Origin of the sequence: Novosphingobium gossypii (genome assembly GCF_050433305.1) — a bacterium.
Lineage (GTDB): Bacteria > Pseudomonadota > Alphaproteobacteria > Sphingomonadales > Sphingomonadaceae > Novosphingobium > Novosphingobium gossypii.
Genome location: NZ_JBNPXM010000006.1, coordinates 49,952 through 71,737, shown reverse-complemented (window position 1 = coordinate 71,737; position 21,786 = coordinate 49,952). Strand labels below are relative to the sequence as shown.

Here is a 21,786-nt window from a genome sequence, read left to right as displayed (position 1 = left end):
CAGTCATGCTCGAGGTCTTCACCATTGGCGGCGGCGAATACATCGTCAACGTCCTCAATGCCGTCGCTGCCTGGACCGGGGGCGGGGGCTGGCGCTCGATGATCCGCGTCGTGATGGTGATCGGCTTTGCGTACTCGCTTCTGGTGGTGGCCTTCAGCCTGAACTGGCGTGCGTGGTTCAACTGGTTCCTCGCCTCGACGCTCATGTACGGCATCCTCATCGTGCCGACTACCAGCGTGAAGGTGACGGACGGGATCAATCCGGGGCTGGCGCCCGCTGTCGTGTCGAACGTGCCGATCGGTCTCGCCGCGATTGCCTCGTTCAGCAGTCAGGTTGGGGACTGGCTGACCGAACAGGCCGAGATGGTCTTCGTGATGCCCGATACGCTGCAATATCGCACTAACGGGATCATCTATGGCGCGCGCCTCTACGACAAGACGCGCGAGTTCAAGTTCCGCGATCCGCGCATCCGGGCGAACCTGACGGAATATTTCAAGCAGTGCCTGTTCTATGATTTTCTGTTGAGGCAGCGCGACCCCGCCACCGTGATGAACGCGACCAACGTGTTATCGGCAATGGGTCCGGGCTCGCCGGCGCGGGCTATGAATTACTGGAATGCCGATGGCAGCTCCAACATCGTCACTTGCGCCGTCGCCTACTCGACCCTGGCCGGCGCGACTGGCGTTCCGGCCGCGACCGAAGCCGAGTTGACGCGGAGCGCGCCCAGCTTCTTCCCGGACATGACCGCTGCAGCCGCCAAGGCGAAGCTGGATGCGGATCTTCCCGCCGTGGCTGCGCAGTTCCACGGCAGCACGCAAAGCGCGGCCGAGATATTCCAGCAACGGGCGTTGACGGACGCCTTCCTCGAGGCGCGGGCCAATCTGTCAGGCGCGGATGGCGATACCTTCGCGATGATGCGCGCTGAGACGCAGGCGAAGAATACCTATACCTCGATCGCGCAGCAGGCGATGGCCTGGGTGCCGCTGCTCAACATCGTCCTGGTCGTGGTTTTCTACGCGATGTTCCCGGTCATCTTCCCCATGTTCCTTCTGCCGCAGACCGGCGTGCCGGCGGCGAAGGGGTATCTTACGGGATTCTTCTACCTTGCTGCCTGGGGGCCGCTTTATGCGGTCCTGCATATGTTCGTGATGGGCCGGGAGGAGTCCGCCATGGCCGCGACGGCGCCGGGCGGTATCACCATGGCCTCGCTCGAAGGCATCGATGCGGTCAACGCCGATACCGCGACGATCGCCGGGTTCCTGATGATGTCGATCCCATTTCTGGCAGGTGGCCTTGCCAGGGGCGCCATGACGATCTCGAGCCAGGCAACCTCGATGCTAGCTCCGGCGCAATCTGCTGCGGAGGCCGCGGCGATCGAGCGCACCACGGGCAACTACTCTTACGGGAACACCAGCTACCAGAATCTTACGGGCAATGTCGTCCAGCGCGATCAATGGAATACGGCGCCCTCGTTCACCGGCGGGGCAGGGCGGTCCTCGTTCGTCAACGACAACGGCACGCAATATGGCATCACGGCCGACGGTACGACGGTCTACGACAACCGCGCTGGCATCAGCAGCTTCGGCTTCACGCCCACGATGTCGCGATCGACGTCGGGCGAGATCAGCACGGCGGCGGCTGAGCTTGAGACACGCCGCACGCAGCTGACCAACTCACGGTCGGAGAGAGTCTCGGCGCTGGAACGGGCTGGCTTTAGCGAAGCGAACGGCTTCCGATCGTCGAGCGGGTCTGAGGCGTCTAATGGGCACGGGAACACCGCGAGTCGGGGTGAGAGCTTTAGCAAGACGCAGGGGGCGACGGATCAAACTGGAGCAAATAGAGATATTGCTCAGGGTATCGATCTTTCCCGCTCCTCTCAGGAACTCTATCGGTCTGGAACACAATCCACATGGGGCGCCCAAGCCGGTATCTCCGGAGGAAGCTCCATTGGAAAAGGTGCTGGAGGCAAGAAGGGTGGAAACGGTGGCATCAACGCTAACATCTCAGGGAGCTTGAGTAAGGAAGCCTATGATGGCATTGTTTTCAACGACACCTCAAACCAAACAAGAAGCGACCGTTCAACAATTAGCTTGAGCTCAAACAATCGCAGCAGTGATGATCATTCCCTTGACCAGCGCCTTAACGAGGAAGTTTACTCTCGCAGCGGCAACTTTTCCCGAAGGGAAGGCTATTCAGAAAATCGGTCTTTCCTCGATAAGACCGTTGAGGAAATCAGATCGATTGACCGGCAGATCGCTGAGATCGATGAAGCCTCTCGTTCGCTTGGAACGACATGGACGGTGCGCGAGGGTGGCGGAATGCAGGTCAGTCAGGATCTCTCGCAAATTATCGCAAGCCGCTATGATGAATATGCCACTAGCGTAGACCTCCGGGCATTAGGCGCTCCGTCATTGCAGGCTGTAGATCTCAGCTTCACGCAAATGCGCGCACGGGATATTATTATCGAGCGGATTTCCAAAGATTACGTCGATGACATCATGGAGCCGGTTCGCGATGAACTGGTACCGCCTTCCGAAATCCGCGGGCCTGTTGCAGGGCTAGGGAACTTCATGGAAGCGGATCTTCGGGGCAAGCTTGGCCATCATGGCGGTTCGCGTAGAAGTGGAGGCGATAGCGGCTTTAGCGTGTTTCAAGGTGAAATCGCTGGTGCTATTCAAGAGGGCCGAAACTCGATTGAAGGGCGGCGTGCAATTGCGGATTCGAACAGAGTTGAAGCGGTGAAAGGCGCAAGGGATCTTGGAGAACAAGCCGGTGAACGCACCGATCGTAATTGGTTCGCAGATAAGGACCGTAGGCGTTAACCTACGGTGCCATAAAGAATTACAAGCAGAATAATCAGTCCGGCTGTGAAGTAAGCACAAACTTGAAGAGCTGAAGATTTTTCGGACGCTTCCTCGAAATCAGGCGTTTCGAACAAATTACGATTGTTTCGACGCATATCGTCGTCGAACATCATGCCTAGAGCGTCACCTTCAGGCGTACCGTCATATGGCAGCATGGCTGAACTCCTTTCGTCTAAAATAGCACGACTTCCGCCTTAAATCTACAATACCCGTAAAACGCGGGCGAAGGCTGCGGCGCCATGCGCGCGGCCATTATGGCTAGAAGAACGGTAGAATAAACCGGCTTTCGAACCAAGATGCCGAGGTCTAGTTTGCGCCGACAAAGAATCGTTCAACCCACATCGCTTGGCCAACATCATTCACGCCTAGCATCAACGCGGAACCCCATGAATCTAATGGTTACCCCGCTAAAGACTTAGAAATGTTGGTGCCCCGAGCCTTGCGCCGAGATGCCTCTTTGTTCTATATTTGTCCGCCGCCTGCGGCATGAGTGGGGCGCTTAACAAAGGGCTTGCAAGATGCGCGTTGCTTTTCACGTGTTCGACGCGCTAGGCTCATACTGAGCCATGCGTACGGACATTGATCACCTCCCCTCTCACAAACAGCGTGAGCTCGATCTTATCGTCGAGATGCTGTTTCAAGGCCTGCGTGAAGCAACAGGCAGCGCTACGGGTCGGCGCAGGTCAGGCCGTATTCTGAAGATTATCCTCTTCGGGTCTTATGCGCGCGGCGACTGGGTCGATGCACCGATGGATGCCAATCAATATAAGTCCGATTATGACCTCCTAGTCATCGTTAATCAAAAAGAATTGGCCGACAGGGCTGCTTACTGGGACGGCACAGAGCAGAGGATCGTGACGGCCTATAATTTCGAGAAGACGTTGCGCACGCCGGCAAACTTCATTGTGCACTCGCTTCAGGAGGTAAACGACGCTCTGGCTCATGGTCGTCTATTCTTCATGAACATCCTAACGGATGGCGTCGTGCTTTACGAGTCCGATGATAGGCCGCTCAAGACACCTGTCCCCAAAACGCCCCAAAGCGCATTAGCGGCGGCCGAGGAGTACTTCACGAAATACATAGGCGATGCCACACGCCTGCTTGATCTCGCGAAAATTGCTACTAGCAAGGATTATTGGAATGAGGCGGCATTTCTACTACACCAAACAGTAGAAAACCTATATCAAGGACTTCTGCTGACCTTTACGTTCTACACGCCATACGATCATAATATCCTGTTTCTGCGCGATCTGGCCGAGAACATCGACCGCAGCCTGTTCGAAGTCTGGCCGCGTGGCGCGCGCCGCGAGCGAGCCCTCTACCAGAAGCTGAAGGATGCCTATCGCAAGGCCCGCTACTCACGCCACTACAAGATCGAGCGGGAGGACCTTGCCTGGCTGGCCCAGCGCGCTGAGATTCTCGGACAGCGCGTCTACGCGACCTGTCAGGCCAGGATCGAGGAATTGCGCAAGGCAGCCGAAGGCTAGAATGCTCTTTACTGTCTTGCGCGCGGCTTGAGTTGCAGTATCATGGCAACCGGAGGCGTCGACCGCCGGCAAGCGCCTTCCTCCTGTTCTGCCAGGCATCACCACGCCCGCACCGCTGGTCGGGTGGCTGGGATTTTGGATCCCGAGCGTCGCTAGTCCTCGTCAACCTCGGATGTTCCCGGGGCGCGATGCTTGTCGGCCGTCGAGGCCTGTGTTCCCATGCCCACGCGATCTGCCAGGGCGCTCGCCCGCGAGCGCGGCATCGCCGTAACCGCGAAAGACAGGGGCCGTGGCCCGGGAGCCACGCTCGAGCGCCTGTATCGCGATGAGGCGCCCGGTCTTTCGCGTTTTTTCCGCCGCCGATTGCGTGAAGGAGACGATGCCCCTGACATGGTGCAGGAGGCCTTCCTTCGGCTGGCAGCCTTCATGGCGCGGGAGAGCGTCTCCAATCCCGGCCCGTATCTTCAGCGAATTGCGCGCAACCTTCTGTTCGAGCGTAGCCGACGCCGCAGTCGGCACCAGGCAGCGTTCCATGTGCCGCTGGAGGAGAGTTCCGCCCCTGGCCTTTCCCCTGAACAGGGCCTCCAGATCGAAGAGCGGGACGTTCTGCGGATCTACCAGCTTGCACTCGCCGAGCTTCCTGAGAAAACGCGCAGCGTTTTCCTGTTGCACCGTGTGGAGGAACTCACCTACCGCGAAATCGGCGAACGGCTTGGCATATCGGTTCCCACTGTTCAGTATCACCTGGCGCGCAGCCTTGCGCACATCGATGCGGCTCTCCAAGTCGAATGACGATTGATATGAAACCTGGCGAAGCGCGCTTGCGTGAGGAAGCTGCAGAATGGTTCGCGTGCATGCGTGGACCCGAAGCGGACGCGCGCCGCGCAGAGTTTGAAGCATGGCTGGCTCGCGACCCGCGTCACCGCAACGCCTATAACAGCATCGGTGAAACCTTCAGCCTCGGCAAGGCCCTTAAATGGCTGCCCGAAGGAGCGGTGCCCGCCAGCCGGCAACAATCTCGATCGAGATGGAATGCACCGTTCAAGGTCGGGGGCACTGTGATCCTCGCAGCGATCATGGCCTTTGCCATCCTGATCACGACAACCATGGTTCTTCGCGCTGTCGGGCATGGAAGGCTCGTCCCGCCGGCAGCGCAGAGCGCCCAGCGCCAGATGCTCGCGACAGCGCGGGGCGAAATTCGGGAATTCACCCTGGCTGACGGCTCGCGCCTGACCCTTGATACCGACAGCAGCGTCGTGATCTCGCTGTCTGCGGGGCGGCGCGATTTCGCACTGACGCGGGGGAGGGTCCGCTTCGCTGTCGCTCACGAGCCGCGCCCCTTCGTCGTTGCCGCGGCCGGAGGGACAGTGGTTGCGCGCGGAACGGTATTCGACATCAGGCTGGTCGGCGATAAGCGCGCGGTGATCGACCTGATTGAAGGCAAGGTCGATGTCCGGCAGAACCAGTCTGCCGCCAAAGGGTCCGCCCAGGAAGCCGCAAGGGAAGGGCGCCTGCCCGTCACCCGGCTTGTCGCGGGTCATTCCCTCGCATTTGGAGCCGTGCTGGCGCGACAACCCGCGGTTCCGGTCGTCGTAGCTGACTGGCCCGCCGGGCTTCGCGATTTCCGGGCGGTTCGTCTTGGCGACCTGATCCTTGATGCCAATCGTTATGCGCGCGAACCGCTGGTGCTGGGCTCGCGCGACCTTGCCAAGCTTCAGGTCTCAGGGACTTTCAGCATCCGCGAGACCCGCCAGCTGGCGCACAACCTTGCCGATCTGCTCGGCCTCGCTGCACGTGAGGAAGGCGGGAGGATCGTGCTCGACCGGCCGCGGTAATTCCCGATCTGCAAAAAATTTCGCGCGGTCCTCATAAAATCGTCCCGTGCGGCATGGAGGCCCCTGAACAGCCCGTAACGAGGCGATGGGGGAACCATGAAGCAGACCACTGTAAGCATTCTTGTTCTGGCCGCGAGCCTGTCCGTCATGGCCGTTCCGGCCCAGGCTGACGAAGTCCGGCGCCAGGTTCATATCGAGGCCGGGCCGCTTGGCGATGCCCTGCGTGCCCTGGCGGAAGCGAGCGGGCGGGAAATCCTCTTCACGCCGCAGTCGGTCCAGGGCAAGGCTGCGCCTCCAGTCGATGGCCTCTACACCATCGACGAGGCACTCGCCGCCCTCCTGGATGGCAGTGGACTGGTCGCGATCATGCGCAACAAGAGCATCATCGTTGTGGCGCGGACAGATACGGCTGACGCCGGGCAGGAGGCGCCTGACGAGGCCATCCTGGTGACCGGGTCCCGCATCAAGGGTGCGCCCATCGCCTCCCAGGTTCTGCAGATCGGGCGCGACGACATTATCGAGGGCGGCTTTGCGGATCTAGGCGGCGCCATGCGCGCCCTCCCGCAGAATTTCGGCGGTGGTCAGAACCCGGGCGTAGGGGCGGGCGCCAGCGCAGGCGGACAAGCGAACCAGAACATCACAGGCGGCTCGGCTGTCAACCTGCGTGGGCTGGGCGGCGATGCCACGCTGACCCTGCTCAATGGCAACCGCATGTCTTACGGCGGCTTCTCGCAAGGCGTCGATATTTCCGCGATCCCACTCGACGCGATCGAGCGTATTGATGTTGTCGCAGATGGCGCATCGGCAATTTATGGCTCGGACGCTGTGGCCGGGGTGGTCAACGTTGTGCTGCGCGCGCCCTTCGATGGTCTGACAGCGCGGGCGCGTTTCGGCCAGGCGACGGACAGCGGGGACTTTTCGCAGGCCTATTCGCTGACCGGCGGCAAGACGTGGGCCGGCGGCTCGCTCGTGGGGGCTTATGGCTTTCGCCACAACACCGACATCCAGGCTCGCCAGCGCGACTTCGCCCGTAACCTGGGCGATGCCCCGTACATGCTCTTCCCGCGTCAGGGCACGCATTCGGCACTGGTGCGGCTGACCCAGGAGCTGGGCGGAGCGGTACGGCTCGGGATCGATGGCCTCTACAACGACAGGGAGATTACCCGCGCCACCACCAGCTACGGCCGGCTGGGCACCAATCACGTCAGGGATAGGATGGTATCGCTGGCGCCGGGGCTCGATGTGAACCTGGGTAGCGGCTGGACGGCATCGATCCGCGGAGTCTATTCGCGCGACCGGGCGATCTTTAACAACGAACAGAGCGTCGCTGGCGTGACGACGTACCAGGCGACAGTGTGCTATTGCAACGCGCTCTACAGCGGCGAGGCGTACGTCGCCGGCCCGCTTTTCGAGCTACCCGGCGGGGAGGTCAAGCTCGTGGCCGGTGGTGGCCATCGGGCCAACCGCTTCAGGAACACCAATGTCGTGACGGGTACCGGCTTCGGGGGTACGCAGCATGATACCTACGGATACGCAGAACTCTTCGTACCCCTCGTCTCGGGTGCGAACGGCCGGTCGCTGCTGCAGGGGTTGTCCCTGTCGCTTGCGGGCCGTTACGACCGATACAACGCTTTTGGCGGGATCTGGAACCCGAAGGTGGGTATCATATACAGCCCCTTCGACGCGCTGGACCTCAAGTTCTCGTGGGGCCGCTCCTTCAAGGCGCCGACACTTCTCCAGCAGCTGCAGTCCCGGTCGGCCACGCTGATAGAAGCTGCCAGCCTGATCGGTTCGAATGCTGCGCCGGGAGTGAGCGCCCTTTACACCGGCGGCGGCGCACCGGGTCTCGGAGCCGAGCGTGCCACGAGCCTCAGCTGGACGGCCTCCGTACGGCCGCCGCAGAACCCCGGCCTGGCGATCGACCTTACGTACTTTCGTGTGCGCTACAATCAGCGCGTCCTCCAGCCAATCGGCAACTACCTCGACGCGCTCAATCCGGCATATGCCGATTTCGTAGTGAGAAACCCGACGCTGCAACAGGTCCAGGACGCTGTCGCCTCATCCGACACCGGAGTAGATCTCTATGGCAACGTGACGTACGACCTCAGCCGCGTCGGCTATATCATCGACAACCATTACACGAATGTCGCCGGGCAGCAGATCCAGGGCGTAGATGCAAGCGTGGCTTATCGCACCACGCTCGGTTCGGGTACGGCCTCGACGTCGCTCAATGCCAGCTGGCTGGATTCGCGCCAGCGGAACAATGCGGCCTCGCCGTATTTCGACCTTGCGGGAACGATCTGGAATCCGGCCCGCTATCGCGTCCGTGCGAGCTTGGGGTGGGAGGGCACCACCCTCAAGATCTTCGGCTTTCTCAACTACACGGGAAAGCTCGTGGATCGCCGCACCGCGCCCACGGCCATTGTGCCCTCGACCGTCACGGCCGACCTGTTCGTCGGCCTTAGCTCAGGGCAGGCGCGAGGATTGCTCAGCCAGGTCGAAGTCAGTCTTTCGATCGAGAACCTGTTCAACACCAAACCGCCGTACTTGCGGGCAGCGCCTTTCGTGGAAGCCTACGACTCCACGAACTACTCCCCCGTCGGGCGCTTCATCGCGCTGTCTGTTTCAAAGTCGCTGTAAGCGGGAGCGCGTTCGACGCCATGCCCATCGGCCGTTCGCTTGCCCATTTGTCGGCACTGGCTGCCACCCTTTGGGTCGCGTTGGCAACGGCCGGTTGCACCCGCGAGGCTGTAACCGCACAGGAAGGCGCCGCAACGGTGCCTTTAGGTCGAAGCGCGGCCCCCGGGACGGAAAAATCCGACCGGTGCGCTATGCTTGCCCTGTCTGTGAGACGGGACACCCGTCAGCATCCGGCTACCGTCGACGACCTGCTGCATCTGCGTGATTTTGGGGCTGGCGGTCTGGACATGGCAGCACCACCGGGTTTTGCCGTCTCGCCCGATGGCACACGACTGGCCGTGCAGATCCGCCAGGCCGAACCGGACACGAACACATTCTGCCAGGCAATCTTCGTCTTCGATCTTGAGGGTGCTTTCAAAACGCGAGGCACAGCCGAACTCGAGACGACCATCATGCTGGGCGCGGAGTTCGCGAGGAACACGATGACCATGTACGGTCTGGCAGGGTTCCCGACCGGCACTGCGCGGCCCCTGACTCCGCAATGGTCGCCTGATGGCCGCTGGCTGGCCTTCGTGCAGAGAGAGGAAGGCCGCGATGGCCTGTTCGTGGTCGAAGCAGCGGGTGGGGTGCCGATACCGGTTGCACCCTCTGCGGGAGATGTCGGGACGTTCGCGTGGTCGACGGACGGCACAACTCTGGAATTCGACACCAATTCCGAACTGCGTGCCGCAGAAACGCGTCTCGCCGAGGAAGGCCGCGAAGGCCACCGCTACGACGACCGGTTCTGGATGCTCGCCGAAACCCGTCCTTATGCCCGCGGCGATTTCATTGCTGCCCGCTTCCGGATGCCGATCGGCGTGCGTGGCCCGGAGGGCAGGGTTGATCGTCTGCGCACGCCTGTAACGCAACAGGCGCGCGATCGGGCGTGGGTGGAACTTGACGAGCAACCTGCCTATGCGTTCCGGTCACGTGTCCATGCCGTCGTGAAAGGCGCGTCGGTCCCTTGCGATTTCGCAGAATGCGAGGATGCTGGTGCAGCGTGGTGGTCCAGCGTATCGCATTCCGTTCTGTTTGTGCGGCGGGAAGGCTTTGCCGGGTCGCTTACCGGCGTCTACCGCTGGCGACCGGGCGAAGGCCGACCCCGTCGCCTGGCGGTGACGGCTGACGCGATAACGGGCTGTACCCTTGCGGCCGAAAGCCTGTTCTGCGGACGAGAACGCTCCGCGTCGCCCCGCGACATCGTTGCGATCAACGGCTCGACCGGTCGGATCCGACGCATTGTCGATCTCAACCCGCAGTGGCATACGGTAGTTCCCCTGCGGATAACACGCCTGCAATGGACGAACCGCTTCGGAATCCCCGCCGTCGGGGATCTCGTGCTTCCCGAGCATGTGGACCCGGGAAAGCCGCTGCCGCTGGTGATCGTGCAATACTCCACGCGAGGCTTCCTGCGTGGCGGGACCGGGGACGAGTACCCGATACGGGTCATTGCCGCTGCCGGTTTCGCCGTGCTCAGCATCTCTCGTCCGCTCGACTACAACACCTGGCTCGCACGCAACGGCGAGGTCATCGACCAGAAGGACCTGATGGAAAACTGGACGGATCGGGCCAGCGCGCATGACTCCATATTGCAAGGCATCGAGAGGGTAGCCGGGCAGGTGCTGCTCGATCGCGAACACCTGGCGATCACCGGTCTTAGTGACGGGGCATCGAGCGCGACCTATGCGCTGATCCACTCGCGTCTGTTCAGCCTCGCGCTCCTCAGCACCTGTTGCGAAGACCCGGGCTTCACCACGACCGGTATCGGGCCGGCCTATGAGGAAATGCTTCGGACCTACGAATATCCGGTACCCTGGCAGGACCATCTCGAAAGCTGGCAACGCATGAGCCCGGCCCTAAATGCGGGCCGGATTTGCGCGCAGATCCAGGTTCAGGCTGCGGACCGCGAGGCGCGCATGGCGCTCACCTCGTTGGTTGCCTGGCGGCAGGCCGGCATTCCGGCCGAGATGTACACGTTCCCGGACGAGTATCATGTAAAATGGCAGCCGGCACATCGGGCGGCAGTGTATCGGCGGAACATCGAGGCCTTAAGGCGATGGCGGTCGGGTCCGCGCCTGTCCTGCCGCGCCCCCTGAGCAGCCGGCGACCTCATGTCCAGTGACGTGCCCAGGCTTCGAAGTCGCAAAGGCGCAGCAGGCGGGGAAACTGATCGGACGTCAATTCGCTTGCGGGGGCGAACTGCGCCTCGATCGCACGCCGGTCTAGCAGACCCTGCTTTTGCAGCACGCCCTCGAGCAGCATCTCGGATATCGCGCCCCTATGGAGCCGATAGATGTCGCGCTGCAGTTGGCCAAGACCACCTTTGGAACGGCGCCAGGCGACCTGAGGAGGAAGCCAGTTTGCAGCCACCGCGCGCGCCAGTATACGATCGTGCGCTTGTCCAAGCCACATCCAGGTGGGGATTTGCAAGCAGGTTTCGACGAGCGGCCGCGACAGCATCGGGAACACCGGCTTCATGCTGCTAGACCGGGCAAAACCCTGCATGTTGAAGCAACTGGAGTAGATTGCGCGAACGTGCTGGAGCTTCCCGGGAAGAATGTGCCGGGGTGGGGGCGGCCACGGCAAATCGGCAGGCAGGGGGCGAACGATCGCCTCTTTCGCCAGGAAGTTAGTGGACTCGACGAGCTTGACGGTGTGACCGGGCCGGGCCGCTTTTGCCAGGGCAAGGCGCAAGGCCACCCAGAAGCTCACCTGCGCCGCGGTGGCGATCGCGTGGACGGTTCGCAGGAAGGCGACCGGCGAGCCTTGCGCTCGCAGTACATCGGCGGCGGGGCCGGAACTCTGGAGGTGGCAGAAAACGGCATCGCCCCCCCCGCCGTTGATGAAGGCATCGGCTTGGGGAGCCGCGATCTGCGTCTGGCGATCGATTTCTTGGACGAACGATCGGGCGTAAGGACGCGGTAACTGCGGCGAAGCGCAATGGCGCACATCGATTTTGTCCGCCTCGGGGGCAGTTTCTGCAAGCGCGATGCCGAGGTGTTGTGCAACCGACCGCGCAAAGCCGCGCTCATCGCCCTCGGTCGCAGGGCTGAACATGTTGACTGCGCGTACATCGACGCCGTTTGTCGATGTCAGTACCGCCAGGAGCGAGGAATCGAGGCCTCCTGAGAGATCCAGCAGTGGCCTCGACAGCCCGCGTACGCGCGAGGAGATGCATCTGAGCAGCTCGCGTTCGAGCCGTGCGAGGGCTTCCTCCCGGTCGTCGAGCAAATTATCTGGCACCGCGTGTCGCCAGGGATCCCAGGTTCGGCGGACCTCAGGCTGATGGTCGCGCTGGAGTTGCAGTACTTCGCCGCACCGCAGCTCGCCGATACCCAGGACACCTGTTCGCCGAAAGGCGATGTCGTCGCTGCCCAGTTGCATGGCGATGCCGAGCCAGTCGATTTCGGGCGGCTCATCTACGAGGGTTCGCAGCAGATCGGCGTCCGAAGCTATCAGAACGGCGCCTTGCGCCTCTGCATGATAGACCGGCAGCGAGGAAAGCGCCGAATGGTAGGCCTCAAGAACAGCGCCAGCGTTGCCCTGCCGCAGCATGAGGAACGAGCCCCAGCATTCGTCGTCCAGCCTGCCCCCGTGGCAGATACGCGACAGCCTCTCTACCTCTAGCGGTGAGCCGTCGAAGGCGTCGGACCGTCCGTGGCGGTAATAGATGTCGCCCAGTACGACGCCAGAGCTGTCACCCGTAGAGTGCAGGGTGGTCACGTCAATGTCCTGCACCAGAACCAGCATGCCGGCGGTGCGCAGCACGGTTGTCATGCCGATGGCACATGCCAGATGCAACGCTGCCGGGACCACGCCGGGCTCGGGTTCGTCCGTGACGCCGGCTGCATACCCCCGATACCTGGTCCTCTTCCCCGGCGCGAAACGCATCGATGTATCGGAAGAGTGCCAGAGTATGGCGAGGAACCGGCGCGTCACTGAACGACCCTGATCGGGACGAAGAGACCTGTCCGTTCAACGGTATCGTTGAGGAGCGTGCGACCATGCTGTACCCAGCAATGAGCTTCGAACGGCTGGAGCTTGACCCCGAAGATCAGGCTGGCGGCTACCCCCCGCCGTGCCAGCGCTTCGTGCAGAGCGAGCGAGCGCAACAAGCAGGTATTCCTGGCCAGTACATAGCGCTCGGCACTGCGAAAGGCGGCGAGTGTCGGCGCGATGGTTGACCAGCAAGGCAGCGTTGCGCTGCCGACTTTGCGGTTTGCGGCGCTGGCTGTCGTGAGGATCCGCTCAAGCGGCTGCGTGGCCAGGCGAAAGCGGATGGCGCCCAGGAGCCACCATGCCCCTGCCACCCCCAGTCCCGACGACCGGCATGCGACAATAGCAGGATCGATTTCTTCGGCCGGGCCAAGATCCGGCGGCTGCCGGGCCCCACCGGAGCTTCCCTCGACAATCCAACCGAGATCTCGCGCCCGATCGGCGATACGTGGCGGTATCGGGGTGTTTGCAGCGCAGACCAGGGGCCGCGCACATTCCCACGACATGGCCCGGTAGCGATCCTGCCTGACATCGAGGAATATGGCCATGTCGCCGATCCGGCAATATGATACCCAGGGGGCTAGCATGCGAGGGACCCTTCACTTCGATGATAGGCCGGACGGTATGGCCGCCCGGCCTATCTGAGGTCAGTCGGCCAGGATGCCGGTCTGCAGACGCGGCTGCGGTGCATCGGGCACTATGCTGCCGCCGTCGCCCTGGGTTTCGACAGTAGCCGCGCCGAGATCAATGAATTCGGCGTCGATTTCGCGTTCTTCAGTCATGATGTGCCTCCTTCGGCTTGTCGCACGATTGCGACAGCACTATTGTTGGATACAGCTGCAGGTATATCCAAGTATATTTGTCAGTGTATTTACCGATGAGCGGCGTATATCGCAGGCCGATGAACTGCTATCCACCTAATCCCAGGATCTTACCTATGCTTCTCTGCCGCCTGCGGTGATAGGATCTCAGCGTCGATCGGATCCTTTTGAGGTTGTATTGTTCAACCCCTTCGATGACGTTTTCGATTTCCGGTGCAAGACCTTTCAGCCGGCGCTCTTCCATACGGCGGAGTCGATGCATCCTGTCATTTAGAGATACGACAGACTGCACAAGAGCCACGTTGCCGACGAACACGGCCAATGACGTCAGCACGGCGTCAATCGGGTAGGCGAGGGCGCTAGGCCCGATCATGATACCCCTGCTCCCCGGATGGGCCGGCAGATGCTGCAGGACCAGTTGCCCCAGCGCAAGGCTGAACGCATAGTGGTCGGCAGCCTGAACAGGATCCATTCGAGGCATGGCGAAACCGCCGGAGACAGGCATTTCAACGAGGCCTTCGCCAACAAGGCGCAACAGCGCCTCACGAACCGGGGTGGCGCTCGCATAGTACGCGTCAGCCAGGGTATTGATGTTGAGGCGGCTGTTGTCCCAGCCCCCATCCAGCAAGTCCGTCTTCAAGCGGGCGTAGACCCGCTCACTCGTGTTGTGATCGGCGACCATGGTGTAGCTCCCTTCGCCTGTAACCGGGTTGCCGCGCGGCCTAACTCTGCGCGCACCGATCCTGCGTTTGAATCCGGATCGCGATGGCGCCGCTTTGCCCGTTCCCGTTCGCAGGGTTGTCGTCCGGCCACGCAGTGCGGCTCCACGCAGACTCCGGATACCCCCGCTGCTTGCGCCATTGATGCCGCTCGATGGCGAGGCATAGAATGGCGATCATCGGATAGGAAAGCTTGCCCAGCACCAGCCAGTACGAATAAGGCAGGAGCTGTGGCTCGATGCCCTTTGCCCCGTGGCTGGCAACGGCGAAGCCCTGCAGGGCTGCAACCCACATCGGCCAGAACCGGTCGGCGAACAGTGCAATCAGGATGAGCCCTGATAGCAGGCCGACATCGATCCACAGCACCCCCCATTCAACGCTGCGGAAGGCGTGGGCCATGGCCGTGTTGCTCAGCACTGTCGCAATGGTTGCCATCAGCATGGCCGCACTGGCAAGCCTTTCAGGCGCACCGCCGCGACACGCCGCCTGCAGCGTAAGCAGCGTGATGAGAACGATGAACAAGCCGATCCCGCTCACCCCTGTTTCCCGATTTTGCCCCGTTGCGCTATCATGCAGCGAGGCCGGTAACGCCACTCTCATGCGATGCAGGCGGCTTGAGAACATCGCCAAAGGCCGTGGGATCAATGCCCAGTTTGCGGGCCAGCGTCTCCAATTCCCGGTGCGCATGCGCAATGTGGCCAAGCGCCGTTGATGTCAGCAATTGCGCATTGCTGATCGAAGTCAGGACCTGGTGGCCGGCTACCGGCGACAGATTTTGCCCGGCTTGCGCGAGGATCGCTGCGGTCGCAAGTTCTCCGCCTTTTGCAAAGAGCGCCTGCAGCAGCCGCTCGTAGGCATGCAGGTCGCTTGCCAGTGCCAGCATGCTCGATCGATTGTCCTCAGGTGCCGACGAGAAATCGGGAGAGGATGTCGAGGCCGATGAGAAGCATGCCAAAGCCGATGGCGCAGGCGATGACGAGCAGGAGGATCCAGAGGAAACGTCGAGAAGGCTTGATTGCATTGCGTGTGGCTCCCGAAGAACGATAGGGCAGCACCACCAGCAAGTCGCTGGTCTGCGAACCTGTCGTCATGGGTGGAGGAAATTCTGCCACCGCGGGTACCCCTATAGATTGGGGATTGAAATTCTCGGGGGCGTGCTCCGCCTCGGCGAGGAACAGCAGCTCGGCGGCATGTCTCCGATTGCGAGCGCCCAACCGGGTGACGGCGTCGGAGATGTAGGAGTTGACGGTCCCAACCCCGATACCGAGTTCGGCAGCGATCTCCTTTGAGGAATAGAGCTTTTGAACAAGCCCAAGACAATCCTTTTGACGAGGCGAAAGCCGCTTGGCCGCAACAGCTGCGTCATCAACCATGTCGCGCATCCGCTTTGTACTGCGGCGGCGGAGAATGTTGCCGGGCATTCCAGGACGGGCCCTCTCCGATGAGGACCACGAAGCCGAATATCATTGCGTGGAACAGCGTCTTTCTCCTCAAGCACGTTGCCACTGCATCGAATTTCAGGGAGAGAGCCCGGCATCCGATGCAGTCGCGCTTTATGCAGCCCTTTAGGCGCGCGATGTGCTTGGCATTCCGCAGGCCGCGGTTTCACCTGCCCTACCAGCGGACGCCTTTGTGGCCCCGGCGTGCGGCGGTATCAAGTGCTCACGACATCAATACGCGGATGCCAGGCGGAGTTGGGCACAGCCAACCTTCAAGCTTCTTACCGCAGTCTGCGCTGTTTGTTGGCAGAAGCTGCGAGGAAGTAACAGGCAGTGCGGACGACCTGTAATTATCTTACAGGGACCCGTCTTTCCTGCAACCTGAACGTATTTTTTAGGTTGGCAGGCTGGGGAGACTGCGATGCGCCAGACAGGACGGGATAGTTGCCAATCGATCGGACAGGCACGGCGAAGCGGGTCACCGCTCTTATCAACGGGACGCCGCGGCGCCTCGGCACCGAGGACCTCTAAACGGCCAAACGAATTCGCGAGGCGTCGCCATTGATGGAAGCGCATACCCGACGTTGTACCAGGCCCATTGCTTTCGATTCCAGGTCCGGAGCCCATCCCCGAGGGCCCGTCGTTCAAATCTGCGCCAGTATCTGCTCCAGAAAGGCGGGCTCCAGCGCTGCCGGGTGCGGCCTGAGTGCAAGGTCGAGGCTTGAGGCACCGCATCCCATCTGGATTTCCTTTGGATGATCTGCAGGTCCACTTGGCTACCGTGATGGCTGAATGGCCGACCAATGGCGTCGTGCGAATTTCATGGACTTCGCCAGTAGGGAACGAAGTCGATGTGCGGTCCGTCACGCTGGTCGACGAGCCTCCCCGGGCGCCTGATTGGGCAGCGGGAACGCAAGAGCAGGTTCGTCGACGCAGGAAGGGGTCATTACGAGCTGGCCCCTCGCTGTAGAAATTTTTGCCGCAGAGGCAAGGATCATGCTAGAGCTGTCCAAAGTGTCCAGTTCTGTCCCGGCAGGTTCGCAGACATGCAGACGGCTATCGAGCTCTCCGCGAGCAAGATGTCGCACTTCTCCGGCCAAGGGTACGATTAAGCCGTACTTCGCGGCATCCCGCGGCGAGGCGTCGGGTGCGAGGCGCGTCTGCCTGGATTCACCTCGACGACCATCGTTGCATTACATCCGCAATGTTGCTCGCGTGGTCTTTCGCGCGGGACAGAAGCTGGCTGGTACGATCGGCGCTGAGCGCCCGGCCGAACAGATATCCCTGCGCTATGTCGCAGCCCAGTTCGCGCAGCTTGGCGACCTGGAAACTGGTCTCCACCCCTTCGGCGACAGTGCGTATGCCCATGCGGCGCGCGATGTCGATCACGCCATGCACGATAGCCGTACTAGAGGCGTCGCGCTCATCCAGGCGCTCGACGAATGAACGATCGATCTTGAGCACATCGACTGGAAATTGCTGCAAGTGTGCAAGCGAGGCATGTCCAGTCCCAAAATCGTCCAGCGCGATGGTAACCCCTTCCTCACGAAGCAGGCCGAACGCACGCTCGACCGTGTCGGCGACCTGGCTCAGCAACACCGTCTCGGTGACTTCCACTTCGAGGAGGCTGGGCGCTACGCCGTGCTTGTCCAGGCGCGTGAGAATGCGGTCGGCAAAATCGCCCCGGCGAAAATCCGCAGGTGATCCGTTGATCGCGATTCGGCCGGGAGACAGTCCCTGGTCACGCCACCTGCAGATATCCGCCAGAACGAGATCCAGCATGCGATCGGTGATCTGCGTGGATAGCGAGAAGTCCTCGAACGCCGCAGCGATCGAAGCCGGCGACTGGAGCCCCCGCTCCCGATGCTGCCAGCGCAGCAGGGCTTCGAACCCAACGATACTCTCGGTCTGAAGGGAAATCTTGGGTTGATAGAAGGCGATGACCCGCTGGTCTCTTAAGGAAGCGCGTGCGTCACGCAGCATGGTGTTCCTGGCTTCAACCGCATGACGCATGCTGGGCACGAAGCGCTCGACGGTTCCCTGCCCGTTCGCCTTGGCGGAATAGAGTGCAAGATCGGCGCTTTTCAACACGGCTTCGGGAACGTCGCCGTCGAGTGGCCATGTTGCGACACCCGCGCTCAGGCCGATCTCCACCATGCTTTCGTCGACGGTGAGGGGGTTGCTCACAGGCTCCAAAACGGTGCCGATCCGGGCGACACAATCTTGATCCGCCTGCAGGGCAGGAAGGATGATTGCGAATTCGTCTCCGCCAAGGCGTGCAACACATGCTCCGGGAGGCAGAGCCTCATGGATCCTGGCACCGACGGCCTTCAGGACGGCGTCGCCCGCCGCATGGCCCAGGCCATCATTGATGGACTTGAAGTTGTCGATATCCACGACGGCTATTCCAACATGCGTGCCCAGCCTCCTCGCAGTCGCGAGAGCGCGGCTCAGTTCTTCGGCAAAGCCTGTCCTGTTCGGCAATCCCGTCAGCGCATCGTGGTGGGCTGCATGACGCAAAGCCTGTTCGGCAATGACCTGATCGTGGATGTCCTCGATATTGCCGTACCACATCACGATCTGCCCGGTCTCGTCGCGCCGTGGATAGGAGCGGGCACGTACCCAACGAAAATTGCCGTCGGCCTGTCGCAAGCGATACCGCGCATCAGCTACAGGCGCGGCTTCGCGGTCCTCGAGCGCAGCATTCCACTTCGCGATCAGGAGAGCCAAATCATCGTTATGGACGGCCTGCATCCAGCCCGTTCCGAGGCCTTGCGCAGTCGGGATTCCGGTCATCAGCGACCAGCGTGGACTAAGTTCACGCACTCCACCTTGCGCATCGCTGATCCAGGGTATCTGCGGGTTGAGATCGACAGAAAACCGGTAATGTTCCTCGCCCTGCCTCAACGCGTCGAGGAGGGCGCCCATCTCGGAGCGGGACTGAACGAGCTCACAAAAAGCGGATTGATTGGCCGCGAGCGTACGCACGATGACGGCGGCGACAAGGAGGAACGTCATCCCGGTGCCAATGAGATACCAGTCACCCGACACAAGCAGCCTGATGGTGATGGGCGCTGCGCCGAAGAGCAGCACGAGCCGAGCCGCGGCGGGAAGGGCCTGGAGGCTGTAACAGGCGCCGATTGCCCCCACGAACACGTACAGTGCGATGGAGCTTGCCCGGGTCGGGTCTGCTCCGGCAAAGAGAAGAAGGCCCCAGCTTCCATAACACAGGCTGAGGAGTGCCGCTGCAAGCATTGTCGTGCGGAAACGTTTTTCGATCTGCTGGACGGAGACGTCCCGTTCGCGACGCAGCAGCCAGACCCCAGCTCGCCACGCGGATACGGCGGTGAGGACCGCCGGCACGGCGATGCTGACCAAAGTCCGGGTTTCGCGGTGAGCCACAACCGCAAGAAATCCCGCGTTGATGGTCATCAGCAGATACATGAGCGGGATCTGCCGTCCCAGACTTGCGTATTGTTCGCGAAGCAAGGAGGCGGATTGCGCAAATTCTTGCCGAGGGTTGAGGGAAGAGCGCACGAAGACCGATGCCTTTCTTGTTTGTCGCTCATATACCCTTTTTGTCTTAATAATTACTGAGTTCACTTCTGATCACAAGATCATTCCAGATCAGATCTCCTCAGATAGGGATATGCCGGCAATCCTCTTTGCGGTTCAGGTAATGGGTGGAGGCTGTAACTGTCAGGGGCGAGGGAAGCTGGAATGGACTTCGCGCATCATTGGCTGGTCTCCTCGAGCGGCTCGGTGATCCCGAACGGCAACGGACCCGGGCCGAAGCATGAGTGAGCGGCGCCGTCAGGGAAGTGCACACGCATACTGAGGTCGGCGAACGTTTTTACAACATTGTAACTGAACCATCCATCCAGCCAGCCTTATGTTGTGGACGTTGTAGGAGAAAATCATGAGCCAGCCCGTAACACTCGACTGTGTCAATGACTGCGATATCGAACGCGCACTGGCACACATTCCCCCTTTTGGATGGCCTGTCGACGAAGAGGAACTTGTTGCCTTGTTCAGCCGAATGTTGCAGGCCCTGTATTCCAGCGCGCAGAAAATCGCGCGCCAATAGTTGTCCGGCGAGATCTCTGGAGCAAGGTCCGAGCCAGACATCATCAGACGGGCCCTATCCTGAGCGCTTTTTGACGCAAGCTGCAGTGATGGACGGGTTTGACTCTTGCAAGCGCCTGCGGAAGGATTTTCCGCGAGCGCCGGCCTTGGAATTCACGATCCCCGCAGCAAGCGGGCCGAACAGCTTGGGCATCGTGTCGGCTTGCGCCGGGCCGTGTCCCGGAGATACGAAACACGCTTTTCCTGCAAGAAGGCCAGATCGGCCGCTCGTTGCGAACAGGCGAATTGTCAATTCGCGCTCGGCGTCATGAGGGGCGGATGTCGGTGCGATCTGCAGTCACCTCGATTATGCACACTGCCTCGAGACCACCATTGGTCCTTCCGGCAGGTACAGTACTGACTCGGCAGGCTCCTGTAAGGGAAATGGATGAAACCAGCCGCGTCAGCCATTGACTGTTCGGCCCCACGCGCGGTCACAGTTTGCGCGAACGTATTGCCGGTAGTGTCCAAGTCTGCTGACATGCGCGCCGACCAGCATGGATGGCTGGATGTTTTCCTCCCGTTGCGCACCGTCATGGCCGCAGCACATCGCGCAAAGGAACGTTCCACTGGTTCGAATCCCCCGGCAACCGGCTATACCAGGCTCAACGACCTGCAATCCCGCCAAGGGCAAACGCTTCCTAGCTTATTGCTGCTTGCATCGTTGGTTTATGCCTGCAGTTTCCGCTTGCCCACGCAGTGTCCGAAGCCGGCGGCATGTTATCCGCTGCCTGCTGCAGGCGTTCGTGGTAAACAGGTATTTCGTACCGGTGACTGCGGGCATCAGGGCCAGGGTTTGCCAAGCTCCTTCGCAATGCCCCACATGCGGTTGGCAATAAAAGCGCATCCCGGTCAGATTGCGTTTGCCGGCAATCGTGCTAGAGGACGCCAAGGACGGCAGCGCGAACGCGACCACGTACCCTGCCGTCCGCCAGGCATCTCCCGCATGATCGCAGCAAGACGGCAGAGTCTTCCACATTTCTTGCGGGTTTCGCCCTGGACTTCGTGCCTGAAGCGGAAGGAGCGACGACCACGATGCCGATCCGTCGGTGCCGCCTACCATCGGCCAACAGGTTCGGCAGGTATGGATGGACTTCGCGTCGTCGCTGTCTCGTTGCACGGCTGTCGCGGTCGATCACGCGAGGGGAGGGGCCTTCTTGAGACTGATCGCAGTTATGGTGCAGGCTTTTTGGATCCAGGGCGCAGTTGCAGGGGTTGGCTCAATATGTTCGTGTTTATCGATTTCGAAGCGTCATCGCTCGGCAAAATGAGCTACCCGATCGAGGTAGCGTGGGTTTTTGAGGATGGTCATGGAGAAAGCTTCCTAATCCAACCGGCCCCGCACTGGACAGACTGGGATCCAGATGCGCAGGCCATCCATGGGATAGCGCTCGAAAGCCTGCACGAACACGGGACTGCGGTAGAAAGCGTGGCGCAGCACATGATCAATCAATTATCTGGCCATGACCTGTTTGCCAGTGCGCCGTCGTGGGACGGTAAATGGCTGAGCGCCCTCCTGCGTGCTGCCAAGCGTCCCCGCCACGCCCTGCGAATTCGTGACACCGAAGAAGCCCGAGAGGAGACGGCAAGGCGAATCCTCTCCCCAGCTGTGCCGGCCGACCAGCTTCATGTGGCCATCGCGGATTTGCTTGCACTCGTGGAGGTCAGACATACTCGCGAGGCGCGGGCGCACCGCGCACTTTCCGATGCCCGGGACGAATATCGTCACTGGCACGAAGTCGTGTCCGGAGCGACGGCCATTGCCAAACGAGCTGGCGCTGATGGCTAATTCGCCGGCGGTGACACCCGATGGACGCTACC

At 61.3% G+C, this 21,786-nt stretch carries 17 protein-coding genes and 1 pseudogene; 9 read left to right on the top strand and 9 right to left on the bottom strand.

From position 1 onward, the window contains the following. The first annotated feature begins 5 nt into the window (after nucleotides 1–5). The gene (locus GGR40_RS12700) at nucleotides 6–2,822 is read left to right on the top strand and encodes a conjugal transfer protein TraG N-terminal domain-containing protein (RefSeq protein ID WP_429276606.1); all 2,817 of its coding nucleotides are present in this window, start codon (nucleotides 6–8) and stop codon (nucleotides 2,820–2,822) included. Here GGR40_RS12700 and GGR40_RS12695 read toward each other — a convergent pair. Further along, nucleotides 2,819–3,019 carry a hypothetical protein gene (locus GGR40_RS12695; protein WP_429276605.1) on the bottom strand — a complete coding sequence of 67 codons (201 nt, stop codon included), beginning with the start codon at nucleotides 3,017–3,019 and terminating at the stop codon, nucleotides 2,819–2,821. The genes GGR40_RS12700 and GGR40_RS12695 overlap by 4 nt on opposite strands. A gap of 411 nt (nucleotides 3,020–3,430) precedes the next feature. On the opposite strand from GGR40_RS12695, the gene GGR40_RS12690 reads away from it, so the two are divergent. The 6 genes and pseudogenes from GGR40_RS12690 (at nucleotide 3,431) to GGR40_RS12665 (ending at nucleotide 10,961) form a co-directional block, all read left to right on the top strand. Then, entirely contained in the window at nucleotides 3,431–4,351 is a 921-nt protein-coding gene (locus GGR40_RS12690; protein WP_429276604.1) for a nucleotidyltransferase and HEPN domain-containing protein, read from the top strand. A gap of 192 nt (nucleotides 4,352–4,543) precedes the next feature. Next, nucleotides 4,544–5,143 (top strand): RNA polymerase sigma factor, encoded by a 600-nt coding sequence (locus GGR40_RS12685; protein WP_429276603.1) that lies wholly within the window; start codon nucleotides 4,544–4,546, stop codon nucleotides 5,141–5,143. Then, nucleotides 5,140–5,277, top strand: a pseudogene (locus tag GGR40_RS12680) (FecR/PupR family sigma factor regulator); the annotation flags it as partial. The gene GGR40_RS12685 and the pseudogene GGR40_RS12680, both read left to right, overlap by 4 nt. 150 nt (nucleotides 5,278–5,427) lie before the next feature. After that, the gene (locus tag GGR40_RS12675) at nucleotides 5,428–6,186 is read left to right on the top strand and encodes a FecR family protein (RefSeq protein WP_429276807.1); all 759 of its coding nucleotides are present in this window, start codon (nucleotides 5,428–5,430) and stop codon (nucleotides 6,184–6,186) included. Between the two features lie 96 nt (nucleotides 6,187–6,282). Continuing rightward, nucleotides 6,283–8,826 (top strand): TonB-dependent receptor domain-containing protein, encoded by a 2,544-nt coding sequence (locus GGR40_RS12670; protein ID WP_429276602.1) that lies wholly within the window; start codon nucleotides 6,283–6,285, stop codon nucleotides 8,824–8,826. 20 nt (nucleotides 8,827–8,846) lie between these two features. Next, entirely contained in the window at nucleotides 8,847–10,961 is a 2,115-nt protein-coding gene (locus GGR40_RS12665) for an Atxe2 family lasso peptide isopeptidase (RefSeq protein ID WP_429276601.1), read from the top strand. 13 nt (nucleotides 10,962–10,974) lie between these two features. Here the strand turns inward: GGR40_RS12665 and GGR40_RS12660 are convergent, their stop codons facing one another. The 8 genes from GGR40_RS12660 to GGR40_RS12625 all read right to left on the bottom strand — a co-directional run bounded on the left by GGR40_RS12660 (nucleotide 10,975) and on the right by GGR40_RS12625 (nucleotide 19,329). Then, nucleotides 10,975–12,642 carry an asparagine synthase-related protein gene (locus GGR40_RS12660; RefSeq protein WP_429276600.1) on the bottom strand — a complete coding sequence of 556 codons (1,668 nt, stop codon included), beginning with the start codon at nucleotides 12,640–12,642 and terminating at the stop codon, nucleotides 10,975–10,977. A gap of 158 nt (nucleotides 12,643–12,800) precedes the next feature. Next, nucleotides 12,801–13,409 (bottom strand): lasso peptide biosynthesis B2 protein, encoded by a 609-nt coding sequence (locus tag GGR40_RS12655; protein ID WP_429276599.1) that lies wholly within the window; start codon nucleotides 13,407–13,409, stop codon nucleotides 12,801–12,803. 99 nt (nucleotides 13,410–13,508) lie between these two features. Continuing rightward, a complete protein-coding gene (locus tag GGR40_RS12650) occupies nucleotides 13,509–13,643 on the bottom strand; it encodes a hypothetical protein (protein ID WP_429276598.1) in 135 nt (44 codons plus the stop codon). 127 nt (nucleotides 13,644–13,770) lie between these two features. Beyond that, the gene (locus tag GGR40_RS12645) at nucleotides 13,771–14,364 is read right to left on the bottom strand and encodes a GntR family transcriptional regulator (RefSeq protein WP_429276597.1); all 594 of its coding nucleotides are present in this window, start codon (nucleotides 14,362–14,364) and stop codon (nucleotides 13,771–13,773) included. Nucleotides 14,365–14,404: 40 nt separating this feature from the next. Continuing rightward, nucleotides 14,405–14,938 (bottom strand): hypothetical protein, encoded by a 534-nt coding sequence (locus GGR40_RS12640; RefSeq protein WP_429276596.1) that lies wholly within the window; start codon nucleotides 14,936–14,938, stop codon nucleotides 14,405–14,407. A 31-nt stretch (nucleotides 14,939–14,969) separates the two neighbouring features. Further along, on the bottom strand, nucleotides 14,970–15,284 hold the full coding sequence (locus tag GGR40_RS12635) for a hypothetical protein (protein ID WP_429276595.1): 315 nt from the start codon (nucleotides 15,282–15,284) through the stop codon (nucleotides 14,970–14,972). Between the two features lie 16 nt (nucleotides 15,285–15,300). Beyond that, nucleotides 15,301–15,822, bottom strand: a complete 522-nt coding sequence (locus GGR40_RS12630) for a helix-turn-helix domain-containing protein (RefSeq protein WP_429276594.1) — start codon at nucleotides 15,820–15,822, stop codon at nucleotides 15,301–15,303. A gap of 1,188 nt (nucleotides 15,823–17,010) precedes the next feature. Continuing rightward, a complete protein-coding gene (locus tag GGR40_RS12625; RefSeq protein WP_429276593.1) occupies nucleotides 17,011–19,329 on the bottom strand; it encodes a putative bifunctional diguanylate cyclase/phosphodiesterase in 2,319 nt (772 codons plus the stop codon). A gap of 430 nt (nucleotides 19,330–19,759) precedes the next feature. Between GGR40_RS12625 and GGR40_RS12620 the strand changes: the two genes are divergently transcribed. After that, entirely contained in the window at nucleotides 19,760–19,927 is a 168-nt protein-coding gene (locus tag GGR40_RS12620; protein WP_429276592.1) for a hypothetical protein, read from the top strand. 1,263 nt (nucleotides 19,928–21,190) lie between these two features. Continuing rightward, nucleotides 21,191–21,754, top strand: a complete 564-nt coding sequence (locus GGR40_RS12615; RefSeq protein WP_429276591.1) for a 3'-5' exonuclease — start codon at nucleotides 21,191–21,193, stop codon at nucleotides 21,752–21,754. Nucleotides 21,755–21,786 lie beyond the last annotated feature (32 nt).